The sequence below is a fragment of the Streptomyces sp. A5-4 genome (assembly GCF_051131715.1).
In the GTDB taxonomy this organism is placed as follows: domain Bacteria; phylum Actinomycetota; class Actinomycetes; order Streptomycetales; family Streptomycetaceae; genus Streptomyces.
Window position 1 is genome coordinate 4,354,142 of the sequence record NZ_CP178591.1, and the last position, 25,341, is coordinate 4,379,482.

35 protein-coding genes are annotated in these 25,341 nt (G+C 70.6%); 5 read left to right on the forward strand and 30 right to left on the reverse strand.

Features of this window, described 5'->3' with window-relative positions; genetic code table 11:
- Positions 1-48 precede the first annotated feature (48 nt).
- The 8 genes from ACLLJJ_RS19955 to ACLLJJ_RS19990 form a co-directional block, all read right to left on the reverse strand.
- Positions 49-510 (reverse strand): hypothetical protein, encoded by a 462-nt coding sequence (locus tag ACLLJJ_RS19955; RefSeq protein ID WP_434593308.1) that lies wholly within the window; start codon positions 508-510, stop codon positions 49-51.
- An 82-nt stretch (positions 511-592) separates the two neighbouring features.
- On the reverse strand, positions 593-1,540 hold the full coding sequence (locus ACLLJJ_RS19960; RefSeq protein ID WP_434593311.1) for a hypothetical protein: 948 nt from the start codon (positions 1,538-1,540) through the stop codon (positions 593-595).
- Positions 1,541-1,623: 83 nt separating this feature from the next.
- The gene (locus ACLLJJ_RS19965; protein ID WP_434593312.1) at positions 1,624-2,058 is read right to left on the reverse strand and encodes a hypothetical protein; all 435 of its coding nucleotides are present in this window, start codon (positions 2,056-2,058) and stop codon (positions 1,624-1,626) included.
- Between the two features lie 59 nt (positions 2,059-2,117).
- Entirely contained in the window at positions 2,118-2,360 is a 243-nt protein-coding gene (locus ACLLJJ_RS19970; protein ID WP_434593314.1) for a hypothetical protein, read from the reverse strand.
- A gap of 120 nt (positions 2,361-2,480) precedes the next feature.
- Complete coding sequence (locus ACLLJJ_RS19975; RefSeq protein ID WP_434593317.1) at positions 2,481-3,311, reverse strand: class I SAM-dependent methyltransferase; 831 nt, start codon at positions 3,309-3,311, stop codon at positions 2,481-2,483.
- A 208-nt stretch (positions 3,312-3,519) separates the two neighbouring features.
- The gene (locus ACLLJJ_RS19980) at positions 3,520-6,612 is read right to left on the reverse strand and encodes a ParB/RepB/Spo0J family partition protein (protein ID WP_434593318.1); all 3,093 of its coding nucleotides are present in this window, start codon (positions 6,610-6,612) and stop codon (positions 3,520-3,522) included.
- 464 nt (positions 6,613-7,076) lie between these two features.
- Positions 7,077-7,391, reverse strand: coding sequence for a hypothetical protein (locus tag ACLLJJ_RS19985; RefSeq protein ID WP_434593321.1), 315 nt, complete (start codon positions 7,389-7,391; stop codon positions 7,077-7,079).
- A gap of 68 nt (positions 7,392-7,459) precedes the next feature.
- Positions 7,460-7,849 carry a hypothetical protein gene (locus tag ACLLJJ_RS19990; RefSeq protein ID WP_434593324.1) on the reverse strand — a complete coding sequence of 130 codons (390 nt, stop codon included), beginning with the start codon at positions 7,847-7,849 and terminating at the stop codon, positions 7,460-7,462.
- Between the two features lie 183 nt (positions 7,850-8,032).
- On the opposite strand from ACLLJJ_RS19990, the gene ACLLJJ_RS19995 reads away from it, so the two are divergent.
- Entirely contained in the window at positions 8,033-8,332 is a 300-nt protein-coding gene (locus ACLLJJ_RS19995; protein WP_434593327.1) for a sigma-70 family RNA polymerase sigma factor, read from the forward strand.
- A gap of 71 nt (positions 8,333-8,403) precedes the next feature.
- On the opposite strand, the gene ACLLJJ_RS20000 is transcribed toward ACLLJJ_RS19995, so the two are convergent.
- The 9 genes from ACLLJJ_RS20000 to ACLLJJ_RS20040 form a co-directional block, all read right to left on the reverse strand.
- Positions 8,404-8,571 (reverse strand): hypothetical protein, encoded by a 168-nt coding sequence (locus ACLLJJ_RS20000; RefSeq protein ID WP_434593329.1) that lies wholly within the window; start codon positions 8,569-8,571, stop codon positions 8,404-8,406.
- A 167-nt stretch (positions 8,572-8,738) separates the two neighbouring features.
- Positions 8,739-9,911, reverse strand: a complete 1,173-nt coding sequence (locus tag ACLLJJ_RS20005; RefSeq protein WP_434593331.1) for a hypothetical protein — start codon at positions 9,909-9,911, stop codon at positions 8,739-8,741.
- A 214-nt stretch (positions 9,912-10,125) separates the two neighbouring features.
- Positions 10,126-10,890 carry a hypothetical protein gene (locus tag ACLLJJ_RS20010; protein ID WP_434593332.1) on the reverse strand — a complete coding sequence of 255 codons (765 nt, stop codon included), beginning with the start codon at positions 10,888-10,890 and terminating at the stop codon, positions 10,126-10,128.
- A 23-nt stretch (positions 10,891-10,913) separates the two neighbouring features.
- Entirely contained in the window at positions 10,914-11,564 is a 651-nt protein-coding gene (locus ACLLJJ_RS20015; RefSeq protein WP_434593335.1) for a hypothetical protein, read from the reverse strand.
- A 19-nt stretch (positions 11,565-11,583) separates the two neighbouring features.
- Positions 11,584-11,931: a hypothetical protein gene (locus ACLLJJ_RS20020; RefSeq protein ID WP_434593338.1), complete on the reverse strand. Its 348-nt coding sequence runs from the start codon at positions 11,929-11,931 to the stop codon at positions 11,584-11,586.
- Positions 11,932-12,150: 219 nt separating this feature from the next.
- Positions 12,151-12,660, reverse strand: a complete 510-nt coding sequence (locus tag ACLLJJ_RS20025; RefSeq protein WP_434593341.1) for a hypothetical protein — start codon at positions 12,658-12,660, stop codon at positions 12,151-12,153.
- Between the two features lie 39 nt (positions 12,661-12,699).
- Entirely contained in the window at positions 12,700-13,329 is a 630-nt protein-coding gene (locus ACLLJJ_RS20030) for a hypothetical protein (protein WP_434593344.1), read from the reverse strand.
- A gap of 210 nt (positions 13,330-13,539) precedes the next feature.
- Positions 13,540-14,064, reverse strand: coding sequence for a hypothetical protein (locus ACLLJJ_RS20035; protein WP_434593347.1), 525 nt, complete (start codon positions 14,062-14,064; stop codon positions 13,540-13,542).
- Between the two features lie 91 nt (positions 14,065-14,155).
- Positions 14,156-15,238, reverse strand: a complete 1,083-nt coding sequence (locus tag ACLLJJ_RS20040; RefSeq protein ID WP_434593350.1) for a hypothetical protein — start codon at positions 15,236-15,238, stop codon at positions 14,156-14,158.
- Positions 15,239-15,390: 152 nt separating this feature from the next.
- On the opposite strand from ACLLJJ_RS20040, the gene ACLLJJ_RS20045 reads away from it, so the two are divergent.
- On the forward strand, positions 15,391-15,666 hold the full coding sequence (locus ACLLJJ_RS20045; protein ID WP_434593352.1) for a hypothetical protein: 276 nt from the start codon (positions 15,391-15,393) through the stop codon (positions 15,664-15,666).
- A 9-nt stretch (positions 15,667-15,675) separates the two neighbouring features.
- Here ACLLJJ_RS20045 and ACLLJJ_RS20050 read toward each other — a convergent pair whose 3' ends face one another.
- The 12 genes from ACLLJJ_RS20050 to ACLLJJ_RS20105 all read right to left on the reverse strand — a co-directional run bounded on the left by ACLLJJ_RS20050 (position 15,676) and on the right by ACLLJJ_RS20105 (position 22,707).
- Positions 15,676-15,810 carry a hypothetical protein gene (locus tag ACLLJJ_RS20050; protein WP_434593354.1) on the reverse strand — a complete coding sequence of 45 codons (135 nt, stop codon included), beginning with the start codon at positions 15,808-15,810 and terminating at the stop codon, positions 15,676-15,678.
- 128 nt (positions 15,811-15,938) lie between these two features.
- On the reverse strand, positions 15,939-16,181 hold the full coding sequence (locus ACLLJJ_RS20055) for a hypothetical protein (protein ID WP_434593357.1): 243 nt from the start codon (positions 16,179-16,181) through the stop codon (positions 15,939-15,941).
- A 14-nt stretch (positions 16,182-16,195) separates the two neighbouring features.
- Positions 16,196-17,488: a hypothetical protein gene (locus ACLLJJ_RS20060; RefSeq protein WP_434593359.1), complete on the reverse strand. Its 1,293-nt coding sequence runs from the start codon at positions 17,486-17,488 to the stop codon at positions 16,196-16,198.
- Positions 17,485-17,892 (reverse strand): hypothetical protein, encoded by a 408-nt coding sequence (locus tag ACLLJJ_RS20065; RefSeq protein WP_434593362.1) that lies wholly within the window; start codon positions 17,890-17,892, stop codon positions 17,485-17,487. Before ACLLJJ_RS20065 ends, ACLLJJ_RS20060 begins: the two co-directional genes overlap by 4 nt.
- 26 nt (positions 17,893-17,918) lie before the next feature.
- Complete coding sequence (locus ACLLJJ_RS20070) at positions 17,919-18,800, reverse strand: hypothetical protein (protein ID WP_434593364.1); 882 nt, start codon at positions 18,798-18,800, stop codon at positions 17,919-17,921.
- Positions 18,801-18,803: 3 nt separating this feature from the next.
- Entirely contained in the window at positions 18,804-19,472 is a 669-nt protein-coding gene (locus tag ACLLJJ_RS20075) for a nuclease-related domain-containing protein (protein WP_434593367.1), read from the reverse strand.
- A complete protein-coding gene (locus ACLLJJ_RS20080) occupies positions 19,469-20,602 on the reverse strand; it encodes a hypothetical protein (RefSeq protein ID WP_434593369.1) in 1,134 nt (377 codons plus the stop codon). The genes ACLLJJ_RS20075 and ACLLJJ_RS20080 overlap by 4 nt, the downstream gene beginning before the upstream one ends.
- Complete coding sequence (locus tag ACLLJJ_RS20085; protein ID WP_434593371.1) at positions 20,599-21,045, reverse strand: hypothetical protein; 447 nt, start codon at positions 21,043-21,045, stop codon at positions 20,599-20,601. The genes ACLLJJ_RS20080 and ACLLJJ_RS20085 overlap by 4 nt, the downstream gene beginning before the upstream one ends.
- Positions 21,046-21,798: 753 nt before the next feature.
- Positions 21,799-22,005, reverse strand: a complete 207-nt coding sequence (locus tag ACLLJJ_RS20090; protein WP_434593373.1) for a hypothetical protein — start codon at positions 22,003-22,005, stop codon at positions 21,799-21,801.
- Positions 22,005-22,136 carry a hypothetical protein gene (locus ACLLJJ_RS20095; RefSeq protein ID WP_434593376.1) on the reverse strand — a complete coding sequence of 44 codons (132 nt, stop codon included), beginning with the start codon at positions 22,134-22,136 and terminating at the stop codon, positions 22,005-22,007. Before ACLLJJ_RS20095 ends, ACLLJJ_RS20090 begins: the two co-directional genes overlap by 1 nt.
- Complete coding sequence (locus tag ACLLJJ_RS20100) at positions 22,136-22,288, reverse strand: hypothetical protein (RefSeq protein WP_434593379.1); 153 nt, start codon at positions 22,286-22,288, stop codon at positions 22,136-22,138. The genes ACLLJJ_RS20095 and ACLLJJ_RS20100 overlap by 1 nt, the downstream gene beginning before the upstream one ends.
- On the reverse strand, positions 22,288-22,707 hold the full coding sequence (locus tag ACLLJJ_RS20105) for a hypothetical protein (protein ID WP_434593382.1): 420 nt from the start codon (positions 22,705-22,707) through the stop codon (positions 22,288-22,290). The genes ACLLJJ_RS20100 and ACLLJJ_RS20105 overlap by 1 nt, the downstream gene beginning before the upstream one ends.
- A gap of 196 nt (positions 22,708-22,903) precedes the next feature.
- Here ACLLJJ_RS20105 and ACLLJJ_RS20110 point away from each other — a divergent pair, with 196 nt between their 5' ends.
- Entirely contained in the window at positions 22,904-23,206 is a 303-nt protein-coding gene (locus ACLLJJ_RS20110; RefSeq protein WP_434593385.1) for a hypothetical protein, read from the forward strand.
- Entirely contained in the window at positions 23,169-23,510 is a 342-nt protein-coding gene (locus ACLLJJ_RS20115) for a GIY-YIG nuclease family protein (RefSeq protein WP_434593387.1), read from the forward strand. The genes ACLLJJ_RS20110 and ACLLJJ_RS20115 overlap by 38 nt, the downstream gene beginning before the upstream one ends.
- 75 nt (positions 23,511-23,585) lie before the next feature.
- Here the strand turns inward: ACLLJJ_RS20115 and ACLLJJ_RS20120 are convergent, their stop codons facing one another.
- Entirely contained in the window at positions 23,586-24,956 is a 1,371-nt protein-coding gene (locus tag ACLLJJ_RS20120; protein ID WP_434593390.1) for a hypothetical protein, read from the reverse strand.
- 203 nt (positions 24,957-25,159) lie between these two features.
- Here ACLLJJ_RS20120 and ACLLJJ_RS20125 point away from each other — a divergent pair, with 203 nt between their 5' ends.
- Positions 25,160-25,303, forward strand: a complete 144-nt coding sequence (locus tag ACLLJJ_RS20125; protein ID WP_434593392.1) for a hypothetical protein — start codon at positions 25,160-25,162, stop codon at positions 25,301-25,303.
- Positions 25,304-25,341 lie beyond the last annotated feature (38 nt).

Genomic DNA, 25,341 nt, shown 5'->3' on the forward strand with positions numbered 1-25,341 from the left:
GGGCGGGGATTCCCGCCCTCGCCCGCCCCGGGGCCAGGTGAAGCGTGGTCAGTCGAGCGGCAGGGCCGCCGCCTTGGCCAGGTCGAAGCGGTAGGCCGGCTGACCGTCGCGGTCGGGCAGCGTGGTGACGAGCGGCTTCCAGACGTCCGAGTTCTCGTAGCCCAGGTAGGGCACCCACTCATTCATCCCAAACACGCCCATCCCGGCGTCCGCTTCGCCGATGGCCTCGGTGAACGAGGTCTCCGTGCCGTCCGCCGTCCAGTACCGGCCCGTGGCGTGCAGGGAGCCGTCGACCGCTTCGACCAGCTCGGCGTGCGCGGCGTCGAACCCGGCTTCGTGGTCGTTGTCCGTGAGGACGTCTCGCACGGCAGCCGCGGTGACGACGGCCATCACGCGACCGAGCCGGGTGACCGCCGCGAAGTGGGCGTTCAGGGCCTCGTGGGCGGCCGTGCTGATCGTGCGGCCGTCGGGCAGGGGGTAAGCCGGGCTCTTGGGGGCCTGGTTGGTCATGTGACGTCCTCGTTCGCTCTGGGTGGGGTGGAGGAGGGGGCCCGGGGCGGGCGCTCAGGGCGCCGCGTCCCGGGCCGTTCCGCTACGGGCGCGGGGCGGGGAAGGTGATCCGGTAGAGCTGGTCGGTCTTCTCGTCCGGGACGTGCTGCCAGCCGGCCGCGTCCGGGGCGCCGGGCCCGGCCTCGGCGAGGCCCTGGCGCAGGATCTGGTCGGCCTCGCCGAGGGTTTCGGTGTCGAAGGGGCCGGTGTCGTCGGCCGTGTCGATCTCGGTGTCACCGGCGAAGACCGCGATCAGTCGGGCGTAGTCGTCGTGAAGGTCGACCAGGGCCGACGTCGCCTCGGGGGCCAAGCGCCGCAGCGTGGCACCGGCCGCCCAGGTGGCCACGCCCAGAGGAGTCTTCGGGTTCGCGTCGCGGGTCATGCCGCACAGGCACTCGGTCTCGTGCCAGTCCATGCCCTCACCGCACACGCACCACCAGGAGGCGAAGCCCCAGCACCATTCCCAGCCGCCGATGGAGTACAGGCCGTCCCGGCCGGGCCGGACGATGCGGGCGGCCGTGTCGCTGCCCTCGCTCAGGTACATCCAGCTGATGTGGACGATGACCGCGCGGGCCGCGCCCCGGCCGGTGGCCTTGCTCTTGCGGGCCGCCTTGCGGGCGGCCGGAGTGACGTCGGAGATCGTGGCGGTCGCGCCACGGTCCAGGGAGCGCCAGGGGACGCGTACGGCGATCGCGACGGGCTCACGGTCACCGTCTTCGTTCACCTCGCGGGTCAGCCCGCTCTCGATCAGGTGGACCGTGTCCTGGCTGTCCGCGCGGCCCTCGATCACGTGGATCGTGTCGACGCAGTCGTAGCCGTACTCGTCGGCCATGCGGAGAGTCTGGGCGGACAGCTCCCGGCTGACGTCCAGGGTGAAGTTGGGGCTCAGGAAGCCGTTCCACCGGTTGGTGGGGTCGAGCTGGCAGTCGAACGGGCCGAACGTGTCGTCAATGCAAACTCGGGTCTGGATGGTCTCGCGGGCGCGGGCCATGGTGGATTCCTTGCTCTGTGAGGTGAGTTCGGTTGGGTGCTCGGCCGGGCGGGGATTCCCGCCCCCGCCCGGCCGGGCTGGGATCAGAAGTCGAACAGCGTGGGTGCCGGAGTCGGCGCGTTCGTCGCTCCCAGCTCGGGGACCTCTTCGCCGGTCTGCTCGGTCCACCACGCGGCGATCATCGAGCGGTGGCACCAGTTGTCGGGGGGCGTCAGCTTCCCGAGCTGGTCGAAGCAGAGGAGGACGAGCGGAGAGTCGAGGTCGACCACGCCCGCGATGCTGAGCAGTTCGCGCCGGACGGCCTCGATGCCGTTGCCGTTGAGCATCCGGCGGTAGCTGAACTCGTAGGCGTCCCGCGACTGGATCTTGAGCATGTCCCGCGTGGGGGTGATCAGCCGGGCGTGGCCGGCGAGCGGGTAGGGCAGTGGCCAGCGCGTCGCGCCGACCGTGCTCCTGACCGCGGTGCCCATGCCGGGCCTGAACTCGACGTACGAGCAGGTAGCGAGCTTGGGGTTCACGTGAGGTCCCTTTCGGTTGAGGTGCACTCCGGGCCCGTAGGCCCGGCCGGAGTGGGGGGTTAGCCGTAGCAGATGCAGGTCTCCTTGTTGCCGCGCTCGGTGCCGTAGAGCCTGTTGGAGAGCCTGAGAATCCGGGTGAAGAGCTGGCACAGGTCGGAGTTGTGCTCCTCCTTGGGCTGGCCCTGGAGGGTGGTGTGGATCCAGGGGAGGAGGAGCCTCATTTCCTCCCTGGTGAGGAGGAAGACGTCCCCTGCCTGGATGGAGGTGAGGATGTCCTTGTTGGGGGTGGCCTGGTCGCTCATGGTGGGAGCCTTTCCTGGTGGAAGGTAGGACATAGTGGGTGGACACTATGATTAACGCGTGATCCCACTTGGGGTACCGGGTGCGACCAGCGGAATCGGGGAAAGTTGCAGGTCGGAGCCCTATGCGGCGAAGTCGAAGAGGTCGAGCTGCTTCGGCTGCCGCTGGTGCCAGTCGTGGGTCCGCAGCGGTCCGCCGGCGTACCCCGGGACGTACACCAGGCACGTCTTGACCGAGGTGCCGCACGCGGCGAACGAGTCGTCGGGCAGGGCCTCGATCTCGCCGCCGACCTCCTCGACCATCGCGCGGAACTCCACGGTGGCCTTGTCGCTCCACCACGTCAGCCCTGCGGACATGACCGAGACGAGGATGCCGTCGTCTGCCATGAACCCGATCGCGTGCTTGATGTGGTCGAGCCCGTTGGAGAACGGCGGGTTCATCACCACCCGGTCGAACCCTTCCGCGTAGTCCAGCGGGTCGAGGTCCAGGAAGTTCCCGGCGATCACCTTCCGGGAATCGCCCTGCCTGTGCAGCAGCTCGACCCGGTGGGCGTCCAGCTCGACGCTGTCGACCAGGCCGCCGCGGCGGGCGATCTCGGACGTCATGGCGCCCGAGCCGGCCGAGGGTTCCAGCACGGTCATCCCGGCGTAGATCCCGGCCAGGTCGCAGATCTGCATGACCAGGCTCGGCGGGGTCGGGAACCAGCCCTGCTCGTACTTGGTCGGGTACTCGCCGGCCGCGAGGCACTGGCGCATGAACTCCTCAATCCGGTACGGGAAGACGTGGGCCCGGATGGCCTTGCGGCCGTCCCACTTGCCGCTCATCTCCTTGAGGGCCGTGTTCACCTGCTCGTAGACCACGCGGTCGATCTCGAACGGGATGCGGACCAGGTCGCCACGGATGACGGTGCGCGGGTCTGTGAGGACCGCCAGGACGTCGGTCGGGAATCGCATGAGGGCTCCTTGGGGCGCTGTCGGGTGGGTGGTGGTGCCCGTGCCGGTGGGCCGGGGGTGGTGAGGTTGTGGGTTCCGCTGTGGCCGCCGCGATGGGCGGGGCGGGAGTGGGGGAGGGGTGCGCCGCGTGCTGCGCTGAGGGGCGCGCTGGCCCTCCCGCCCGGACTTTAGTGTCTGGGCACTAAGGTCCGGGCCTGCCGAAGGGAGGTCAGGCGGCGGCCTCGACCTCCGAGGTGTCCTCGGTCTCCGCCGGGACGACCGCGTCCGGGTTGATCGCGATTCCACCGGCTCGCACCGAGGCGATGGCCTGGGCCTTCGTCAGGGTGTGGATGACCTGCCCGGTCAGCTTGCGCAGGTGGGCCATGCGCTTGCTGTGGACCTCGACGCCTCCGGCAGCTCCGGCCAGCAGGAGGGCCAGCTCCTCCGGGTCCGCGGTTGCCAGCTCGGCCAGGATCTCGCCCGCGACCGACAGGCGCTCGATCTTCTTCGTCAGCTTCGACCGCTCGGAGATGATGCGCTCGCGCTCCTCCTCGGGCACGTCGTGGTCGCCGAGGATCGATTCCTGGACGTCGCCCTTCTTGGCCGGGGTCTCCTCGCTCAGCACGAAGAACGATCCCTGGGACTCGCGGCGCTCCTCCTCGGTGCGGCACGCCTTCACGAATGCCTCGGCGTCCCGGTCGCTGTTGAACCCGCCCTGGGTGTACCGGCTGAGGAACCGCATCTGGTTCTGGTCGCTGAGCTGCGCCGCGTACCAGGCGAGGTTGATGCCGAGGAGGCCCTTGGCGAGGGCGTCCTGCGCGGAGTCGCACAGCTTGAGGAGGTCGATCCGCCACCCGACGTATGCCGGGGACTTGCCGCACATCCGGCCGATCTCTTCGATCGTGTACCCGGCCGTCTCCAGGTCCTTGAAGGACTTCGCCTCTTCCATGGGCGTCATGTCCGCGCGGCCGACGTTCTCGGCGACCTGCTTGGCGAGGAGTTCGCGGGAGCCGGCGACCGCGCCGTGCAGGACGAGGGCGGTCATCTCGGTGAGCCCGGCCATCTTGGCCGCGCGCCACCTGCGCTCGCCCATGATGATCGTGTACCGCCGGGCGCCCGTGTCGTACCGGACGCTGATCGGCTGGAGCTGGCCCAGCTCGCGCATGGAGCCCGCCAGTTCCATCAGCTTGGCCTGGTCGAACAGCTCGCGCGGCTGGTTCGGGTCGCGGTCGATCCGGTCGATCGGGATGACCTTCTGAGTGTCCGCCTTGGCCTTGGGCTCGACGGCCTTCTCGGCGATGACCTCGCGGCGCTTGGTGACCTTCGAGGGCTCGATCACCTTCACCTTCTTCGCGGCCGGGGCCCTCTTCGCGACGGCCTTGGTCCGGGTGGCCTTCTTCGCGGGGGCCGTCTCGGCGACCTCGCCGGTGGCGGTGGCGGTGGTGGCGGTGTCGGTCATGGTGTCCGGCCTCTCGCTGTGCGGTGTGGGGTTTAGTGGGTGGACACTATGACTAACTTCCGAAGGCCCCTGGGGTACCGGGTTGTCCGGAAGGATTCGCAGGTCAGGGGCAGTTTTTTCGGCCCCCTCCGGCTTTTCCTCTGCCCCTTCGGGAGTCGCCTCGACCGGCGCCTGGTCCTCCTCGGCCTCGGCCATCTCGGCCGCGCTCCTGCGGCCGGTCACCATGTCCCACTGGATGAGGTAGGGGTCGCCGGGTACCGACACGCTCCTCGGGTTGGACCGCAGGACCTTGCGCCAGCGGCCCAGGGCCTCGACGTAGTCGCCGCTCTTGAAGTCGGACCGGCCCCAGACCTTCGGCTCCTCGGGCTCCGGAGCGGGTTCGGGCTCCGGCTCGGCCGCCGGGGGCTCCTCCTCGATGGCGGGCTCCTCGGCCGGGGGCTCGGGCGCCGGCTGCTCGTCGGCCGCAGGGGCCTCCAGCTTCTCGACACCCTTGGGCTCGATGGCGCGCACGATGCCGCGCCCCGGGGAACCGCTCCAACCCAAGCCCTCTCCGTACGTGTAGCCGCACCCGGCCAGGTGCGTGGTCACCATGTCCAGGAGTGCGGGCGACGTCACCGAATCGGTGAACTTCACCCCGTCCGGCGCGGTGAGCATCACCGGCTCGTGGTCCTTGTGCGGCTCGCTGCGCCCGTTGAGCCACGTCAGCTTGGCCTCGGTGGCATCCCACCGGCACTCGACCTTGACCCGCTTCGGGATCTTCGGGTCGCTGCGCCTCTTGGCCTTCTTCGCCTTCGCCTTCTTCGCCATGGCCTGTGCCTCGCGGATGGCGGGGGCCGGTGCCGCCTCCGAGGCTGCGCGCGCCAACTTCGTGCCGGGCACCTTCTTGTCCGCGAGGAAGGCGTTCATCGCCTCTTCCGGGCATCGGCCCTGCACCTTGGTGTAGTCGGCGCTGTGCGTTGAGACCCGCCCGTTGTAGACGGCGTCTTCCAGGGTCATGACCGGCTTGTGGGCGAGCCGGAGGTTCCAGGCGACGGACAGCGTCTTGGTGTTGACCCGGGCTACCGCGTACCAGGAGCCGAGGTAGAGCACGTAGTCGCCGGGCACGAAGTCGTCCGGGCCCCAGAGCTTCACGCCGTCGGCCTTGGCCTTCTCGATCAGCGCCTCCCAGTGAGCGATCTCCTCGGTCAGGTCCTGCATGTTCCGGGCGTGCCGGTCGACCGACGTCCAGCCCTTCTCGACTCCTTCCGCGTGGTGGCGCTCCTGCTGTCGCAGGTCGGCGCGCAGCCGCTCCAGGCGCCGCAAGGTGCGCTGCGGGTCGTTCCGGTGCTGCTCGTAGTTCTCGGACGCCCCGGACCGGTTCGCCCAGTACCCGGCCCGGTCGCGCTCCTCGAACGACCGCCGCATGTTCGTGTCGATTCGCGCTGCGTCGCGGCGGGCGCGGCCCTCGCTGTGATGGCCGACCAAGATCGGCTGCCCGAACTCGAACCGCTTCGAGATCTGGTCGGCTGACGCTCGCCGGGCGTTAGCCGAGGCGACGGCCCGGCCCGCGCGGTCGCTGAACCGCTCGACCCTGTCCTCGGCGCGCTCCACGCGCTCGGCCTCGGCTTCCGCGAAGGACCGCCGGACCTCTTCCTTGATCTCGACCGTCACCTCGTGGCCGGCCTCGCGGAGGGAGTCGGCCGCCGCGTTGATCCGCCACATCTGCGCTTCCTTGTCCTGCGAGCGCCGGATGTAGAGGCCGGACACGTTCCGCGAGAACCAGAACCCGTGATCGCGCACGATCTCGAAGATGCCGTCTCCCTTCCGGGAGCCTTCAAGGAGCGTGCCCTCCGCGCGGGTGTGAGTGATCGTGATGGTTGCCATCTGGCGTACCTCCTGGTTCGGGTGGTGGAGGGCGGGGCCCGCAGGCCCCGCCCGGTTGGTCGTGTTGGTCAGTTCGCGCCGCCCATGTCCCAGCCCATGCCGATCGCGTCGAGCGCGGCCTCCCGGCGCCTGCTGGCCAGGCGGCTGTCGCGCGCCTGCTCGGTCTCCTGCCAGATCTCGATGTCCGCGAACGGGCCCTCGTGGCGGAAGGCGCGGGCGATGGCCGCCGCCGCCTCCTGGGGGGGGCAGGTGCTCCTCGCCGTTGTTGAGGTAGGTCGTGTTCACCTCGCGGCCGTTGCGCGCGTCCGTGGCGTACGAGTAGCGGATCTGGAAGCGCCGGGTGTTGAGGTCAACGGCCATCGCGGACTCCTAGGAAGGGGTGTTAGTGGGTGGACACTATGACTAACTTCCGAACGCTCTTGGGGTACCGGGTGGATCGCAGGGAATCGCGGAAAAATCGCAGGTCAGAAGGCCGCGCGGCTGGTGCCGCGCCTCTCGGCCTCGTCATCCACCGCCCACCAGGCCCAGAAGAACCCCGGCGTCTCGTCGTCCCGCTCCTCGCGCTCCCGCGCGTCCTTCAGCACCTCCTCGAACTGGGCTCCCGGGGGGTGGATCAGGAAGGCCCGGACCTCTTTCCTGGCCTGCGCGCCCCGGTCGTCGCAGCTGAGGGTGCAGGGCTCGCCGCTCTCCGCGCCGCACGTCCCGCACTCCCCGTCGGTGCTGGCCGTCGGGAGCTGGAGGGCGGTGTGCACCAGGTCTTCGAAGGTGATCGCGCTCATGGGTGGTCTCGCTTTCGCTCAAGAGGGCGGGCGGGGCCCGGATGGCCCCGCCCGGGGGTGGCTGCCAGTCAGCCGGCGAGGGCCGGGGTCTCGTCCGCGTCGATCTCGATCGTGTCGGTCGCGTTGAGGAAGCGGCGCAGGCCGTCCTGGTCGGCCATCCGGGCCGCGTTGGAGACCGGGCTCGTGCTCATCGAGAACCCGCACTGGAGCAGGACCTCCGTGGACTCCGCGCGCTGCTTGGCCAGGCCCTCGCGGACGCCGTGGCGGTCGATGCGCTTGAGGAGTTCCACCCAGGGCTTCGCCTTGCCCTCGGCGACCAGTACGGCGTCGATCCGACCGTCCAGGTAGGCGCCCTGGGCGGTGAGGGCTTCGGTCAGGCTCTTGCGGGCGCTGCTCGCCTCTTCGAAGGCGGAGGTGGCGCGGGTGGTGAGGCGCTTGAGGGCGATCTTGGCGTCCATGGTGGCTCCTTGCGGGGTGGTGTGTGTTAGTGGGTGGACACTATGACTAACGCGGTATCTCCCTGGGGGTACCGGGGTGACGCAAAGAAATTAGGAAAGTTTTCGCAGGTCAGAGCCCTGCGGAGTCAACGCGCCGCACCGTGCGTGAGGCGCGTCATAGTGTCCACCCCCTAAGCTGCTGGCATGGATCGCGTCGAACTTCCCGCACCCTTCGCCGCCCTCGCCGAGCTGGCCGGCGAGCCGACTGTCGAGCGGGCGCAAGCCCTTGGTCGCGCCCTCAATGCCGTGCCGGACCTGGCCGCCTGGATTCGCCAGCAGAGGCAGCTGACCGCCCGCGCGCTTCTCGATATGCCGCAGCACAGCGCCAAGACCCTGTCCGGCCCGCTGGAGGTCACTCCGCAGCGGGTTCACGACATCGCCGCTGGCCACCGGGCCACCAAGAACAGGCGGGTGGCAGCGACCAAGGCGGCTGCCACCGACTGACCCTCTGGGGGAACGAGGAGCGCCCGCCTGCTGCCCGGAGAGGGCGGCAGGCGGGCGCTCCTCGTACGGGGCTACTTCCGCCATCGGCGGTCGTCCACTCCCTGCTCCGAGGTGGGGACGTCCGGGCCGCGGGTCGAGGTGACCGCCACCGAGTACGCGACCGCCCCGGTGTGCTCCAGGCACGCGTAGTGCATGTCCGCCTCCGCCGAGTCCACGAAGTACAGGACCGCGTCGGTCACATGTCGCACGGTGCGCCCGGCCCGTCGCTCCGGTCGACCAGGCCGACCGCGCCCTCGCCGGTTCCGTACCCGCCGCTCATCCTGCGAGCCATGTCCATTCGTGTGGGTCCGCTCATTGCCGGCTCCATTCAGATCACTCATCACGGTAGGCGCTCCGCTCGCGCGGTTCACGCCGCTTCGCCGAACAGGTCGAGCTGTTCGGCCTCGTCCGGCGCGGCCGGGAGCGGTGGCAGCTCCAGCGGGCGCACCCGGGACGTCTTGGGCAGTTCCGGCTTCGGTGCCGGATGGCTGGCCTCGGCGCGCAGCTCGGCGACCGCATCCGGGTCGAGGCGGTGCTCGGCGATCTCTTCCGGGGTGGGCACCCAGCCTCGGGGGCGGGGTCGGCCGAGGCGGTACGTGATGTCCTGCACCGTGGCCCACACCTTCCACAGCCGCTCGTCCCGGTCCTCCCACTCGTGCGGCTCGTCCATCGCCGCGTACGTCGCCTCGCGCTGCACCTCCCGCTTCCGCTGGTCCTCGGCGAAGGCGCGGCCTCGGCGGGTGGCTTCCTCGCCGCCGATGAGCGGGCGGAGCGGTTCGCGTTCCGTCTTGCGGTCCTTCACGGCCGGGCTCGGCTGGTAGCGCCGCCAGAGGAACAGGGAGTCCCGGCCGTCGGCGGTGATGCTGACGCGCTTGTAGCCGGGGCCGAACGGCTCGGTGATGACGAGGAGTCCGGCCTTCACCAGCGGGCCGAGTCGGGCTTCATCGACTGGGATTCCGGGCCAGCCGGGGCGGGGCCGGTCGCGCAGGACACCGTTGCGGTCGTAGCTCAGTGCCGCGGTGGCCGCCGAGGCGACGAGGTACGCCTGACGGTCGGACCAGCCGAGCGCCTGCACCTGTTGCTTCTCCCCTGCCCGCTCGCGGGCTCCCTCGAGGAACTTGCTCGCGACGGACCCGGCCGGGGGCAGCTCGGCCGGGGCGGGCTCGTGCTCCGGCTCGGCCGCCGGGGGCTCCTGCGGCTCCGGGGCGGTCGCCGGCGGCTCTGGTACGGGCGGGGTCTCGCGGACGGGGGAGCCGTAATTGGCCACTCTGGTCATCGGGCGGGTGCCGCTGGGGTAGCGCACCGAGACGCGGAAGGTGAACCCGGCCTCCTGGACCAGGCGCTCGATCTCGTCCGCGTGGGCGGCGATCGTCTCATCCGCGTTCCGGGAGAGCGTCAGGACGTACGTGCCGATCCGCTCGCCGTTGCGGCACTCGCCTTCGACGCGGAAGTCACAGCCGCGCCCCTGGGTGAGGCCGAGGCCGCGCAGGACGCGCGCGATAGCCACGGTCGGGGTCTTGGGAGGGGGCAGCTTCTTCATCCGCTGAGGCTCCTTCTGGGCTGTCCGGACACCGTCACGGACACTGTCCGGACATGTCCGAGAGGTATAGTGGGTGGGCACTATGCCTAACGCTGATCTCCCGCTGAGGTACCGGGGTGATGTCCGTGAAACCGCAGGTCAGCGCTCGTCCGGACACTGTCCGCCGGACGCGGACCAGTGTCCGGACACACGGCCCGGACACTGGTCCGCTGGCCTACTCACGGTCGTACGCGTCCGCCCAGTACCGGCGGTCCTCAAGGCCGACCTCGCGCGCCGTGGGCTCGGCCGTGACCGCGTCGGTGAAGCCGACGGAGAGCCCGGCGACGAAGGCAGCGCCCACGTCGTGCTGGTGGCCGCGCGCCAGGGTCCGGGCCTCGGCGCGGTCGCCGCCGAAGGCGCGGAACTGGCCGCACGAGCAGGAGGCCGCACTGGCCGACTGGCGGACCATCCCGGCACGGCGGCCGGGGCGGTTCAGCCCGACCGTGACGAGCCGGCTGTCGGACGCCCGGGTCCAGCCGTCGGGCTCGGTGGTCGTCGTACGGTGCGCGGCGGCCAGCAGGCCGAGCCGCGCGGTGAGGGTCAGCCGGACCTTGCCGCGCTCGTCGGCGGTCACGAGCTTGCGGGCGCGCAGAGCCGCGGTGGCCATCGGGCTGATCTCGGTGAGCCCGGCGAGGATGATCCGGCGCCCGTAGTCGTTCTCCGTGTACTCCACCGGGCGCAGCTCGCTGATGTCCGTCAGGTCGCGGATCACCGCTTCGGTCAGGGTGCCGACCGGCATCTGCGGGATGAAGGTGATCGAGCGGTGGACGATGCCGCCCCGGATCTCCCGGCGGGTCCAGGTGATGAGCGCGCCGCCGTCCCGGGTGGCCTCGATCGCGTAGCCGCGCCGGGCGGCCCGGCGGAGGGTCAGCAGGGCGTGCGATTCGCTGGCGGTGCCCTCGGTAGTGCCGCCTGCGTGGGCGATGCTCTCGCGGAACATGGGCTGGTCCTCCTCGTTGAGGGTCACGCGTGGGTGGGCTGGGCGGTCGCGATGAGCTGCCAGATCTCGCCGGGGGTGATGCCGTACGGCACTTCCAGCTCGGCGAGGATGAGGCATCCGTCGAACACGGTCAGGTGGCCCGGCAGGTGGGCGGCCGTCCGGCGGCCGGTGTGCGGCCGGTACGTGGTCGGAGGCGTGTCCGCGCGGCCGTGGAGGGCGACGTTCGCCGCCAGGTGCTCGTACTCGGTGTGCACGGCGATCAGGGCGACGAGAACGGCGCTGACCACGTCCTCGTCGCGGCTGTCCAGGTGGCCGCTCAGGTCGAGGTTCCGGGCGCGCAGCTCGTTCTCCTGGCGGACGTGCTCGGGGTCGGCGGGGAGCAGTTCGGGGAGCTGCGTCGACCAGCCGGTGATCGGGGCCGAGACGTAGTCGAGGACCGCGCTCGGGATGCCGGTGTCGGCGCGTACGGCGGCCATGCGGGCGCACCACAGGGCCTGATCGGCCGCGTCGGGCAGGTAGCCGGTCTCCGGGGACTCGCGCAGTACCTTCGCGGCCCGCGTGAGGTTGCGGGCGACGGTGCGCAGGGCGGCGCCCTCGGGGTGGGTCTCGGCACGTCCTCGGATGACGCCGGCGAGGAGTCGGGCGCGGGTGGCGGCCTTGGAGTGCTTGTTCATCTCGGGGTCCTCTCGGGGATCAGGCGTTGACGAGGTGAGCTGCCGCGCCGTGGTAGCAGCGGACGGAGCGCAGTCCGGCCGGGCAGTTGCACTGACCGGTGGCCGCGGTGCGGTACACCTCGCTGCCGTCGTCGGAGACGGTGAGGAAGATCCGGTTCGCGCGGAGGGGAACCAGGCCGCCGAACTCCAGGAGCTCCATCGCCTTGGCGATCTGCCACGGCTGGTAGGCGGCCGGGGGAGCGGTGCGCGCCGCCTTGCGGAACTTGGCGCGGCACTTGGGGCCGTAGCCGTCCGGGGAGGGGCGGCGCAGGATTCGACGGCACTTGAGGCACCGGGCGGGGTGATCGGTGCTGGTCGGTGCGCTCATGGCCGCGTCCTTTGGTGGGTGATGAGTGGTTACAACTTCATCATGTCCTGAATCTATTTTGGATAATCCATTTTGGGAAAGTTGATCCGCAAAGGATTGGCAAAGAGCGCAGGCCACGGGGGCGGTCACCGTTCAGCATCGAACACCGCCGAGCGCCTCTGAGCAGCAGAAAGCCCCGCCCTCCACTGGGGGAGGGCGGGGCGTCGTGGCCCGGAGGGCCTACTGCCGGGCGACGTCCGGCTTGCTGGCCGGCCGCTTGCACACGTCGTGCCGGTCGCAGTTGCAGAGCCCGCAGCCCACGCACATCTGCCCGGCCTCCAGGCCGCACGCGCCGCAGCCGCCGGACTCGTCCAGGTCGGCGTCGTCCAGGTCGAGCGACAGCGCCACCAGCGCCTCACGGTCGAAGCGGGGCCGCGGTCGGCACGTCCCGTCGCAGTAGACGGACTCGCCGAGGCCGACGTACAGGTCCGCGTGGCCCTCGCATACGTAGTCGATCTCCACGGCGGGCTTCACCTTGACCGTGACGTCGTGGACCTCGATCAGGCCGATGCCCTCGATGTCGGCGCGCGAGCGGACCGCGCCGATCTCGGCGATCAGGTCGCTGTCGTTCTGCGCCGTGTGGCCCTGGGCGCGCGCCACGCCGTAGACCAGGGTGCGCAGTTCGCCGCCTCCGGAGCATGTAAACAACCGCTCCTCGATGCCGGGGTGCTCGATGGTGACCTCGTACATGCCGTTCTCCTGGTGCTCGTGTCGGGTGGGGCGGCGGGGTCAGGCTCGGCTGTAGCCCGGCCGGGTCGCGCGGTCGCCGGTGACCCACCACTCGGTGGTCCGCAGGACGAGGTCGTTAACGACCTCGGCGTACGCCGCGTCGTGCTCCTTGAGGTAGTTGTGCGCGATCGTCAGCCGGTCCAGGGCGGCTTTCCACTCAGGGTTGGTGGGGTCCGGGTTGGTGCGCACCCGGGCGCCGGAGTCGTTCATGAGCTTGTGCATGGACCGGATGCGCTCCTGCGGGGTCTCGTCGTGCAGGAGGAATCCGAGGGCGCGGCCCTCGCGCTCGGCGACCACCGCACTGTCGATGTACGAGCCGCCCGCGTAGTCGTGGGCGGGGCTGCTGAGGCGGTACAGGGCGCCGCGCTCCTCGGTGACGGCCGCCGGGAGGACGACGACCATGAAGCCGGTCACCCGCTCGGACTCGACCACGATCACGTCACCGTCGCTCAGCTCGTCGCGGCCTGCGGCGGCCTTGGCGTCCTCGGTGCTGTCGAAGCGGTGCACGCGGATCGCCGCGCGCCGCTGGTCGACGTCCTCGACCAGGTCGCCGAAGGCGAGGGCCGCGCCGGCCAGGGGGGAGGAGGACGTCAGACGCTCGGCGTAGGTGGGGTCGGGGCTGTCGGTCATTGCGGAGCCTTCCGGGTGGGGTGGTAAGTGGTTACAACTTCATCATTTCCTGAATCCATTTGGGATAACCTGTTTTGGAAAAATAGATCCGCAAAGGGTTGGCAAAGAGCGCAGGCCACGGGAAACAGTCACCGTTCACCGCTGAACGCCTCCGAGCAGCAAGAAGCCCCGCCGTCCACCAGGGGAGAGCGGGGCGTCGGGGTGTGGGTCTCAGCAGTCGGCGCGGACCAGGCGGATCAGGGCGGCGACCTCGCTCACCGGCTCGTCGTCCAGCGTCAGGTCGAGCCGGGAAGAGGACGCGCCCCGGGTCACCTGGCCGCGCACGTCGCAGTTGCGGAACCCGACCTCGCTCGTGCCGGGCAGGGTCAGTTCACTCAGGCCCGGCCACGGGGCGTCGTCGCACTCACAGTTCTCGTCGTGGTAGCAGGCGTTGCGGGCCTCGGCCCCGGCGCGGAGCCGTTCGTACGTGGCCTCGTCCAGGCCGCGGAAGGTGACGTGGGCGCGGTCCCCGAACGACTCGGCCCGGATGCGGGCGTTGACCCCGGGCGCTGTCATCTGGCACCAGGAGTCGGGGCCTTCGCCCTTCCGCGTCTCGTGGATGGTGCCGTGGCCGCCGTTGGCCTCGATCAGGTAGAGGCACGCGACGTGCGCGGCGGCCTTCGCGGCCGTCCGGGCGCCGTCGCGGGCCGCCCGGAAGGTGGTCGCCATGGCGTCGGACGTGGGGTTCCTGTTCATGCTGATCCTTCGTGGTGGGGGCGTTCGGGCGCGGCTAACTGGTGGCCGTCGGCCGCTTGCAGGTGTCGTGACGGTGGGCGGGCCGGGCCGGTCAGCCCTGCCGCTGGTCCTGGGGCACGTGGGCGAAGAGGCACTGCGAGGAGCGGCGCAGGGGCTCCGTGTCCCAGCCCTGTCGGCGCATCCGGTCCTCCAGGCAGTCGATCGCGGCGCCGTGGAGCGGGGTGTCGCGGCGGATCAGCTTGCCGCCTTCCATCCAGTACAGAGCCACCCGGCCCTGGCCGCGCGGCTCGATCACGTAGCCGCGAACCTCCCGCTCCTCCTCGGCCGGCTCAGCAATGTCGTGCCGGTCGGTGAGGCGGGCGACAGCCAGGCCGTCCAGGGCGCGGCGGGCGGCGGCCACGTCCGGGTGTCCGGCGTGCCGAGGGGAGCTGCCTTCTGTGGCTCCGTCGTGCTGGACAATCACGCCCTCCAGGACCTGGCGGGCCGACGCCGTCTCGGCGGGGAGGCAGTTCCCGGTGATCCGCTGAGCGCCGCTGTCCACGATCACGCGGTCCGGCTCGCCGGTGACGGCCGGTGCAACGTCCTGGACACTGAAGGTCACCCTGTCCGCGCACACGACGAGGTCCCCGGTCTTGAACGGTCCGACCTGCGGGCGGCCGGCGAGGCGGGCGGCGGCTTCGTCCCGGAGGGTGGCTCGGCGCAGCTCTGTGCGCTCGTCGTCCAGGATCGCGCTGGGCAGCAGTTCCTCGGCGCCGGACCGGTGGAACTCCAGGCTCTTGGAGAAGGTCCCTGCGTTGGTGATCCACCCGAAGCGGGCGGAGCGGGTGGGCGCGGACTGGAAGGTGTACCCGAGGAAGAGGCCGGCCGCGTTGTGGCAGGACCGGAAGTCCTGTGCCTGCGGGTACACCACGGCCACCTTGGTGCGGGCCTGGTCGGGCATGAGCCGAACTTGGTCCCGGGCGGCGGCCTTCGCACACCGGGTGCACACGTTCTTCTTCGCGGCCTCCGCGTCGGTCAGGAGACGGCTCGCGGTGCGGCCACACAGCGTGCCGCCCGTGAGCTGGTGGTTGGCGACCTGGTGGACGGTGCGGCCGTTGCCAACCTGGGCCGGGTGGGCCTTCGGGATGGCGGCGGCCGGGCGTCCCGCGTGGGTGCGGGTGGGGAGGTCGGTCACGGTGCGGCCTTTCGGTTACTGGTGGGTGATGAGTGGTTACAACATCATCATTCCCGGATTGAATTTTGGGAAACCAGTTAACCGTAATGAGTTCCGGAAAATTTACGTCCCCGCTCCCGTTTACCGAAACCCGTTCATGGAACACTCGGGGCATGAGCCGAACCGGACCCCGCAACACGCACGCCGACTACCAGCCCAGCGAGACGATGCTGGCCGCCATCAAGGCGTGGGAGGACGTCGTCGCCAAGGAAGAGGAGCTGCGCCACGCCGCCCGCGCGGCCGTCGCCGAGGAACTGCGCACGGCGCACGTCTCCCACGGTGCGCTCGCTCAGCACGTGCCATGGACCGAGGCGACCGTCACCGGCATCGCCAAGGAGTACAAGGTGCCGGGTCTCCGTCAGCGCAAGCCGGCCGCCGACGAGAGCTAACCCGGCGGGTCAGCTCCGCCGGTTCGGGTCCCCGGCCGTCGCCTGGATCCGCGCGATCTCCACCTTCGCTCGGGCAATCACCGCGACCAAGGCCACGACGCAGCCGCCGAGGAGCGCCCACACGAACGCCGTCGTACCCGCCATGACGCCACCCTTCGACCTGCACTCTGGGCGGGGGAGCGTACCCCTTCCGAACGCACCGAGGGCCGCACACGATCACCGTGTGCGGCCCTCGGTCTTGCCCGGCCCGACGGGGGAGGCGGGCCGGGGGTCTACGACATCCGGTAGGCGATCCCGATCACGACGACGAGGATCATCAGCGTGCCGACGATCCACTGGCCGAGCGGGATGTCGGTGAACCGGAACGGCTCTGGTTCGATGATCTTTTCCCCATCGGGGACGTGCCCGCCGTGGAAGAGGAAACGGTGCTTGCGCCGTTCCTCGTCCACTCCGGCGCGCGTGAGCACCGGCGGCGACGTCGTGCGGCACTGGCCGCATCGGTACTGGAGGCTCATCCCGACTCCCGCCCTCACTTCAGATCACCGCCATACTGCTGGATGATCCACGCGGCGGGGCCTCGTTTGTGATCCTGCACGTACCGCCATCCCCTCTCCAGGTCCTCTTCGGTCCACTCTCCGCCGCTCTCCGCTTCCGAAGAGTTCGCAGGTCGGGGCCGGTCTCCGGCGGTGGAGAGGGGTTCGGAGAGAGGCCCTGGGCCACTTCCGGGGGAGAGCCGTGGCGGTAGCTGATTCCGGTGCACTCCGGCGCGCCCGGCGGCGCCCCTCGCGCGGAACTTACGGGAGGGGTCCCAGCCGGCCCCGGTGAGGGCCTGGCGCAGCTCCTCGTCGGTGGCCTCGGAGAGGCCCGGCAGAGCCTCCCGCATGGCCGGCCGGAGGTCCTGCAAATGCACCCCGTTCTCGGTGCCGATCTGCTCTCGAATGAGGGCGGTCAGGGGGTCCTCCTCGGGGGTCCCCTCAGCCTCTTCCGGGGCCTCTTCCCCGGCCTCGTCGGAGGCGTCCGGGGACCCGTCTTCCGGGGTCACGGCGGAGGCTTTGGCGCGGCGCGTGAACCGGGTCAGCAGACCACCCCGGGCAAGGGCGGGCGCGTCCTCCTTCTCGACCTCCACCTTGCCCACGGTGGGCTTGCCGGTCTTCTGCTCGGCTGCCTTGCCGGTGGCCTTCTTCTCGCCCTTCTCTTCCTTCTTCGCAGGCTTGCTCTTGGGAAGGGTGATCCGGCCCGTGGCGGCCAGGACGACCGAGGCGAGCAGGGCGCCGCCGATCACCCACGGGGCGATCGGGAAGGTGGCGGCGGTGCTGACCGTGCCGTACGCGGCGAACCCGGCGCCGCAGAGTCGGGCCCCGACGCTGCCTCGTTTGCCGTAGCTCCCGGACAGCCAGCCGAGGAGGAGGGCCAGGAGCACGCGCAGCCCGCTCCAGTACCAGGCGCTCATCCGCGCCAGCGTGACGACGAGTCGGCCGAGTCCGATCAGGGTCCATCGGGACCCCCGGCGGAGCCCCCGGAGCAGTGGGGGGCCCGCGGTGCGCCCGGCCTCGACGGCGAGCGGGCCCAGCTCGGCCAGTGGGCGCACGTCGTAGTACGGCCGCAGGTCCGGGATCCAGCTTCCGGGCTGCTCCCCCGGTTCCTCGTCGTCCAGGTCCTCGTCGTCGTCTTCGGCGACGTCGTCGGCGGTGGGGTCCTCCGGCTCGTCGCCGGCCGGGGCGGGCGGGGCGACGACGGCCGGGACGGGTGCGGGCCACTCCTCCGGGCTCGGCTCCTCGTCGGGCTCGGGGTCGGGAACCGCGTGCAAGTGGGCGGCGCTCATGACGCGAGCTGCTGGGCTACGGCGGCGATCTTCTCCGCGAGGATGCCGAGGCCGCCGTCGGCGCTGGAAGCGACGTACCAGAATGGGATGCCCATCATGCACACGCCGCGACGGCTGAGCTTCTTCCACAGGATGATCGCGACCATGCACAGGCCGATGGCGGGGAGCGTCAGGCCGGGGATGAAGCTGTTCACGATCTCGACCAGGTCGTTGACGAGGCCGCGTACGAGGGTGAACGGCCAGCCGCCGGCGGCGTAGGACGCTCCCGCGAGGATGGACAGGAAGAGGCACCAGCCCCAGCTGAGCGCCTTGGCCTCTCCGTCGCCCTGGGTGCCGACGATGAGCACCACGGTCAGGACGACGGCCAGGCCGACCGGGCCGAGGGTGCCGAGCAGCGAGTTCATTGCGGGGGTTCCTTCGCGGGGTGAGGTCAGGCGGGGAGGCTGGGGGTGCCGTAGAGCAGCGAGCCGACGATCATGGAGATCAGGGGGATGCGGGCGACGAGCGCGAAGGGCGGGAGCCAGCGGCGCGTGCGGTAGTCCCACATCCAGATGCCGAGCGCGACGCCGTACCAGATGACGACGTAGAACTCGGTCCACGAGTCGTACGTGGCATCCAGGTAGGCGACCTCGGCAGTGAAGAACTGGGGGACGCCGAGCGCGAATCCGCCGGCGAGGGCGGCACCGTTGTAGAGGAGCCAGCGGGACTGGGTGGACCGGCCGGTCCACCAGCCCACGAGGGACTGCTTCGGGGCGGGCTTCGCCTTGAGGTAGCCGGGTCGGGCGTAGGTCTTCTGTCCGGACCCGCGCAGGCTCCAGCGGCGGCGGATCGCGGCCGGGACCCCGTCCTCTCCTTCCTCGTCCTCGCCGTCCTCGTTGTCTTCCTTCTCGACGTCGTCCAGCTCGTCGTAGTCGTCGGGTACGGGGAGCTGCGTCTCGCAGTCCTCGCACCAGTAGGCGACGAGCTGGTCGGAAGGCTGGGCGCGGACCGCGTGGGGGTTGGGGTGCTCGCAGTCCTTGACCGGTTCCGGCGGGGGGACGTGGTGGGGGACACCGTTGATCCACTTGATGGATCCGGCCGCAGCGCGACGCCGGGCCGCATCGTCGTCGTCGGGGTCGTCAGCGACGATGACCGGCTTCGGGTCCCACCAGTTGGGGGCGCGGTCGCCGACTCGCAGTGCCTGGGGCTGGGCTGGGACCGTCGGGGCGGGGTCGGGCTCGGGGTCCTGGTCGTCCGGCTCGTCGTCGGCCGGGTCGTCGGGGGTGACGGCGTCGTTGAGGCGCTGGAGCAGGGTGCGGGGGCGAAGGTCCACAGGTCACTTCCTTCGGTACGGCTTGAAGAGGGCGGCGGCGCGGGGGCCGGGGTGGGCGCCGGTCGCGCGGTGGCGGCGGCCGGCGGCGCGGAGGACGGGCACGATTCGGTGAGCCGGAACGATCCGAATGGAATCGAACACCCACTCCCCTCGCTGGTCCGGACTTTCCGCCGGACCTTCCATGGAGACGAGCGGGATTACCGGACATTCGAGGGCTGCGGAGACCGCGCGGGCCTCGTGCCGGACGCCGTTCAACCGTTCGCTCACGTCGCGGTCGCCGTGCATGAGCCGACCGGACTTGACCTTGAGCGGCCAGCGCGCGGACCACTTCTTGCTGTCGAGCACGATCACGACTCCGGACGGGCTCACCAGCAAGTGATCAACATTGGCGTTGCCGGTCGGGAGGGCGCGGTCGTGGAGGACCGTCCAGCCTTCCCGGACCAGTGGCTTGAGGCGGGCCGCGGTGGCCTTCTCCCCCACCGCCCCGGCGGCCCACTGCTGCGCCCGGCGACCGCGCGCGGTCTGGATGCCGACCAGGTCGGCGAGGCGGACCAGTGGACTGCGGAGGCGGCGGGCCTGAGCGGCGGCCGAGGAGCCCGCGCCGGGCCGCTGCCGATCCTGGACGTACCAGGCGACGGCAGCGGCCACGGCGAGAACGAGGACGAGCGTCATGATGCCTTCCGCTTGGGGTCGATCCGGAGCGCGGTGCGCCGGACGGTGTCGGCCAAATTCGGGCGGTCAGGGTGGCCGGCCTTCTTGACCGCGTCGACCAGGTCGGCGTCGCTCACCTTCGGGTCGCCCTTGATCTCCGCCCGGCAGATCTCAGCGATCGGCGAGCGGTTGATCTGCGTCACCGGCGGGACGGGCGGCTGCGGCGCGGCAGGCTGCTCAGGCTCGACCGGAGGGACCGAAGGGACTGAACTTCCCGAGTCCACCGGAGCGTTGACCGGCGCGGGGACCGCGGGGACCGCGGGGACAACGGGCGGCACCGGGGCCGGGACCGGCGCGGCCGGGGGAGCGGCAGGCGCGGCCGGAGGGATGACCTGCGCGGACACCGGCGCGGGCATGTCCGGGACGTGTCCGGACACGGCGGGAAGCTCGGACAGCGGGGCCCGCCCGGTTACTGCGATTGCGCTGGAGTCGGTGCCGTAGACCTGAGCCATCCACGCCTCGGTGGCGGTCAATCGGCTCTGCTCGCCCAGCATCACGCGCGTGACGGCGAGATCCTGGCGGCTAGCCTCCAGCCATCCGGCGTGCTCCTCGTCGAGGGGAACGTGGACCAGGCGGAGGACGATCCACCACAGGCCCTTCGCCAAGACGGACACGCAGGCGGCGACCGCGCCGACCTTGGGCATGTTGAGCTCGAAGCCGTCGATGACCACCGCGGTGACGACGACGCCGAGGCCGACCCATCCGGCGATCAGTGCCGCCTTGGCTCGCTCTGGCTGGTCGCGGAGGATCCACTGGACCATCAGGCAGGCGACCCAGGGCACTTCAAAGGCGAGGGCGGCGATGTATCCGGCGCCTTCATGGCCGGGGACCATGCCGCTGAGCAGGCGTCCGATCGCGGTTGTCGACCACACGACCGCGATGAGGGTCAGGGAGACGGCGATGGCGATGACTGCGCGCAGGTACAGGCGGTCGAGGTTGACCGGCGGCACCGGTACCCACTCGTGGTACTTCTCTTTCCGCCGCTTCACCTGGCCCCTGAACTCGACGTCGACGTAGCGCTCGCGCTGCACCTTCCGGTAGCGGACTCCGGGGATGCGTGGCTGCTCGGGGGTGGGGTTCTGGTTGTTCATGCCGAGACCTTCTGTGTGTCGCTGCCGTTGCCTGTCGGGTAGTTGTCGGCGAAGTCGAGGACGAGGGGCTGCACGCTCGCGGGGAAGTACTCCCGCCCACGGACCGGGCGCTCTCCGGCCTCGCGGAGGGCGGCCAGGGCTACGCGCTCCAGGTCCCGGGCGCCTCCGTCGAGCGGGAGCCCGGTGAGGTAGCGGTGCACCGTGGTGAAGCCGTCGGCGGCGTGGCGGTTCAGACGCTGCCGTCCGTCGCCCGTCGTGATGCCGAGCTTCAACAGGCCGGCGTCCTCGTTCGTGAGGACGTAGAAGGCGTTCGAGTTCCACCCGCCACACCGCAGGCAGACACCCCACCTGCGCGTGTTGTACGGCAGCGGACGGCATTCGTGCCCGTCGATGCAGATCACGCGGTGAGGCGTCCTGTTGCCGAGCCACTGCGGTTCCAGCAAGGTTGCGCCCAGCTCCTCCAGGCGAGCCCGGAACGTAGCCTCAGCTGCTGCTGAATCCCTGCCAGCACAGACCCGACAGACGCCCTGGCCCTGCTGAACGCTGGCAGGCATCTTCGTCACGTCGTGCCCGGCTGCGCAGCGGACACGATGGGGAGCCAGTGCGCCAAGCCACGCGGGTTCGAGCAGCGTCGCGCCGACGTCTGCCAAGCGGGAGCGGAACTCCTCCTTTGCCCTCGTCCGCTTGCTCGCGTTCACGTTGGCCAGGCCGCATGTCCTACAGCCGCTTCCGCGTACCAGCCAGGCCAGCGTGTACGTGCACTTGTGGCCAACCGGGCAGAGCGCGCGGTGCGCGGCCTGGGTGCCGAGCCATGCGGGTTCCAGGAGCGTGGCGCCGATCTCGGCAAGTAGGGCGCCGAATTTCTCTTCGGCGATCCTGGGACTGCTTCCCGTGCACTCCCGGCAGATGCCCGCGCGCGCCGCGTTGCTGGGGGTCGGCGTGCAGTTGTGGCCAGCGGCACACCGGACGCGGTGCGAGACCTTGTTGCCCAGCCACTCGGGCTCAACCAACGTCGCGCCCAGCTCGGCCAGCCGGGTCCGGAACGCAGCCTCGCTGCGCAGGGAGCGCGTGCTCCTGCGCGGTGCGCGGTGCGCGGTGCTCGGGGGCCTGGTCCATCGCTTTGCCTCTCGTGTGGCGAGACGGGGATGGCCGACCCGCCCCGGAGGAAGGGGGGCGGGCCGGCCTGTCTGCCGCCGCTAGCGCCTGTTGCGCTCGCGGCGGCGGTCTGCGTCCTCCCACGCCTGACCGGCGCGGGCGGCGTCACGGACGTCGATCGATCGGGCGATCCGTCCTTTGACCTGCTTCTTCTTCGCTGCCTTGTCGCTGGCGGACTCACGGCCCGAGTAGTCGCTGGTGGCGAGCTGGCGGTCGCTGCCGCCCTTGAGCCAGTCGAAGGCGCCCATCAGCGCACCTCCGGCGGGTTCTTACCGGCGGCCTCGGCCGCCTGCTGGGCCTGGCGGTCCTGTGCGGCGCGGGCCAGCAGCTCGGCGGTGGTCGCGTTCGCGTCCTGGTCGACGGGGGTCGTGTTGGACATCAGGCCCTCGCCTCCCCGGCTGCCGTGAAGGCGGCGAGCAGGACGGCGGGCGTGATGCCGGAGTCGTTCCAGCCCTTGCACTTCGAGCACACGAACTGTCGGCCGTCCGGGCGCATGGTGCGCCCGCAGCACTTCGGGGTCTGCTTGGGCATCAGGCGTTCCCGCCCTTCGGCTGCGTCGGGACGGACGGCTTCGGGTCCTTGCGCTGGCCGGGGATGCCGGTGATGCGCGGGATGGCCGGATCGTTGTCGCCGTCGGGCCAGTCGTGACCGGCGTCGACCACCAGGCGCAGCAGCTCGCCGGCGTACTGGCCTCGTGTGATGCCGTCGATCCGCTCCGGAGCGACCGCGAGGGCCGCCTTGGCGAGCGCCTGAGCGCCTGTGCTGAGGCTGCGGTCCTTCAGCTTGTACGCCTCGGCGCCGAAGCTGATGAGCAGCGAGTGCTGCTCCAGCACGTCGTCGGGGCTGGTGGCGCTCAGGTGGTCCGCGACTGCGGCCAAGACCTCAGCGGTGTCGAAGGGGATCGCGTCCGACTGGACGGTCACCTCGGTCTGATCAGTAATCTGTGCCATGCGTCAGCTCCTGGTAGGCAGGTGTTGGCGTGGCCCCCGGTCGGCGTTGTCTAGGCCCCGACCGGGGGCCGACTTGTAGCAACGTGGTGTTGCTTGCTCGACTGTATGGGAGTCCCATACATTCAGGCAAGCGGCCTTGGCGGATTGGAACCGGATGGCCGAAGAACCGACAGGCGGCGGGGAGGTGGCACAGCGCGTGTTTGACGCCCTGGAAGCCCTCAAGGGCATTGAGGACGAGGAGGTTCGAGCCCGCGAGATCAGCACGTTCCTGCGGGCGTATGGCCCGAAGATCAAGGAACTCAGCGATATTCGGCGGGACTACGTCCTCGGGCAGCGGCGGGACGAGGTCTCGGTGCGGAAGCTCGCGGTGAAGATCGGTGTCTCCGCCTCGACCGTCCAAGACATCGAGCGCGGATACTCCGGGTCAGGCAAGACCCGGCCGCGGAAGGTCAGGGATGACGATGACGGAGACACCGGCCGCAATCAGGCCGACGACTGAGACAGCCCGGGGGACGATCGTCCACCAGGTCGGCCCCGATGACGTCGCGGTCTACCGGCTGTTCAACCGGGACGGCGATCTGCTCTACATCGGCGTGAGCAAGGACCCTGTGCACCGTTGGTCCGACGAGCACCGGCACCGCTGGTGGTGGCCGGAGGTCGTCGCGTACGAATGGGTCTGGCATCCGTCGCGCGCAGAGGCACGGGCCGTGGAACGGGCAGCGCTCGAGCAGGGCTTGGCGAAGTGCAACGTCCACGGGACGCCGAAGCACGGCTCCAACTGGAAGCGGCAGGTCGCGAGCTGACCGGCACGACGACCGCCCCCTGTCCGCTTCGTGCTGGAGGGGGCCGTCGTCGTGTCCGGACACTGTCCGTGCTGGTCAGGCTGGTGCCGAGGTAAGGAAGTCTCGTGCGCGCGCGTCCAGTTCAGCGGCGCAGCGCACCCCCCGGGCACGGAAGCGGGCGAGGTCGGCGCGCATCCTGGTGACGGCCTTACGGGTGCGGACGGAGTGGACGCCGTCCATGTGGTCCATGGACTTTCCCCAAGTTGCGCACGCCTGCTCGATGCCGCCTTGCTTGAGTTGCATCTCGGCGCTGGCCACCAGGTCCAGGGCGACGATCCGGGCGTACATGCCGGGGCGGGAGGCGGCGGCGCGGGCGTATTGCTCGGCGGCGGCCTGGTGGTCGCCGAGGGTTTCGTGGACCTTCGCGGCCCGTGAGTACAGCGACGGCGCTGGAGGCCCCCAGGCCAGGGCCCAGAATGCGGGCTCGTCGCCGGGGTCGGCTTCCAGGAGGGCGCGGGCCCGGTTGGCTTCGGCAAGGGCGGGGTGGCGCTGGCCGGCCTTGGCGAGGGTGTGCGCGTGGACGATCCGGAACAGGGCTTCGGTCGGGGCGTCGACCCGGCCCTTGGCGCGGTCGAGGCCGGTCTCGGCGAGCGCCCGGCAGTGCTCGGGATGGTGGATCTTGAGGCCCTGCATGGCCATGGTCCGCATCACGAACCCGTCGTGCCCGGTCACCTCGGACTCTGCGGCGAGTGCGTAGGACTGGAGGTAGTACCGCTGTGCGAGGCCCTGTTGTCCGGCGTCGTAGGACTTCCAACCGAGGAGGTGCACGCCGCGACTGGCGGCGGACAGCATCTGTCGGCGGACATCGTCGGTGCGGAAGCGGCCCCGTACCAGCGGGGCGACGTCGTCGCGGAGGTAGGTGACCAGCGCGGTGCGGCCATGCTGTCCGCCGTGGCGCTCGTCCATCTCGGAGAACGCCCGGATCATGTCGCGGACGGCGGCGACCTCGGCCATGCCGGTGACCTGGCCGGTGAGGGCGGCGGCGGTGCGGTCGGCGATCTCCTGCGCGTACGACAGCGGCAATGCGGACGCGGCTACGGAGTACGCGCTGGTGGTGAGAAAGCGGCGGCGGTTCAGCTCGGACCTCCACATCGGCAGCAGGGAGTCGAGTGGGTCGGCCCCCAGTGACAGCCCCAGGCTGTCATCTTCCTCGGGCTCGGCGAAGCCCAGGTCCACGGGGGTGAGGATGCGGCCCACGCGGCGGGACAGGGCCACGGCCAGATACCGGTCGGTGTCGGCGGCCGGGACCGTGCCGGAAATCCAGTGCTCGATGGTGGACTTGTTGGTCCGTAAGGTCACGCCGTTCTCGGCAGCGACCGAGCGGACGGCCTTCGCTACCGCTTGGTAAGTCAGGCCGGACTCGTCGACGAGGTCTTTGAGCTGCTGATTTGGTGTACGCGTGGTCATGAGCACCTGCCCGTATACCCGATATACCCGTTGGCCTGCCCGCCACCGTACCGCCGTAGCGGGTACGGCGGTTGACTGGTTGTCAGGCCGGGCGGCGGGAGCCCAAGTAGCTCCCCGGGTCTCCTGCCGCACGGCTTAGCAGCACACCGCCCACCTACGCCCGGCCGCGGGCGCGGGGGCGGCCAGTTTCGGAGGTATGGCTCATGAGCGACACCAGCATCCCCAGCGCGGTTCCGTCGACGCGGGTCGCGCTGGACCCGAAGACGATCGCCACGCTCCAGGCGAAGGTGAACCGCCTCGTCAACACCGGCGCGCTCACCGCAGCTCCGCACACGTACCACCACTGATGGACTCCGCCGGGGGCGGGCTGGGGTCGACCCGCCCG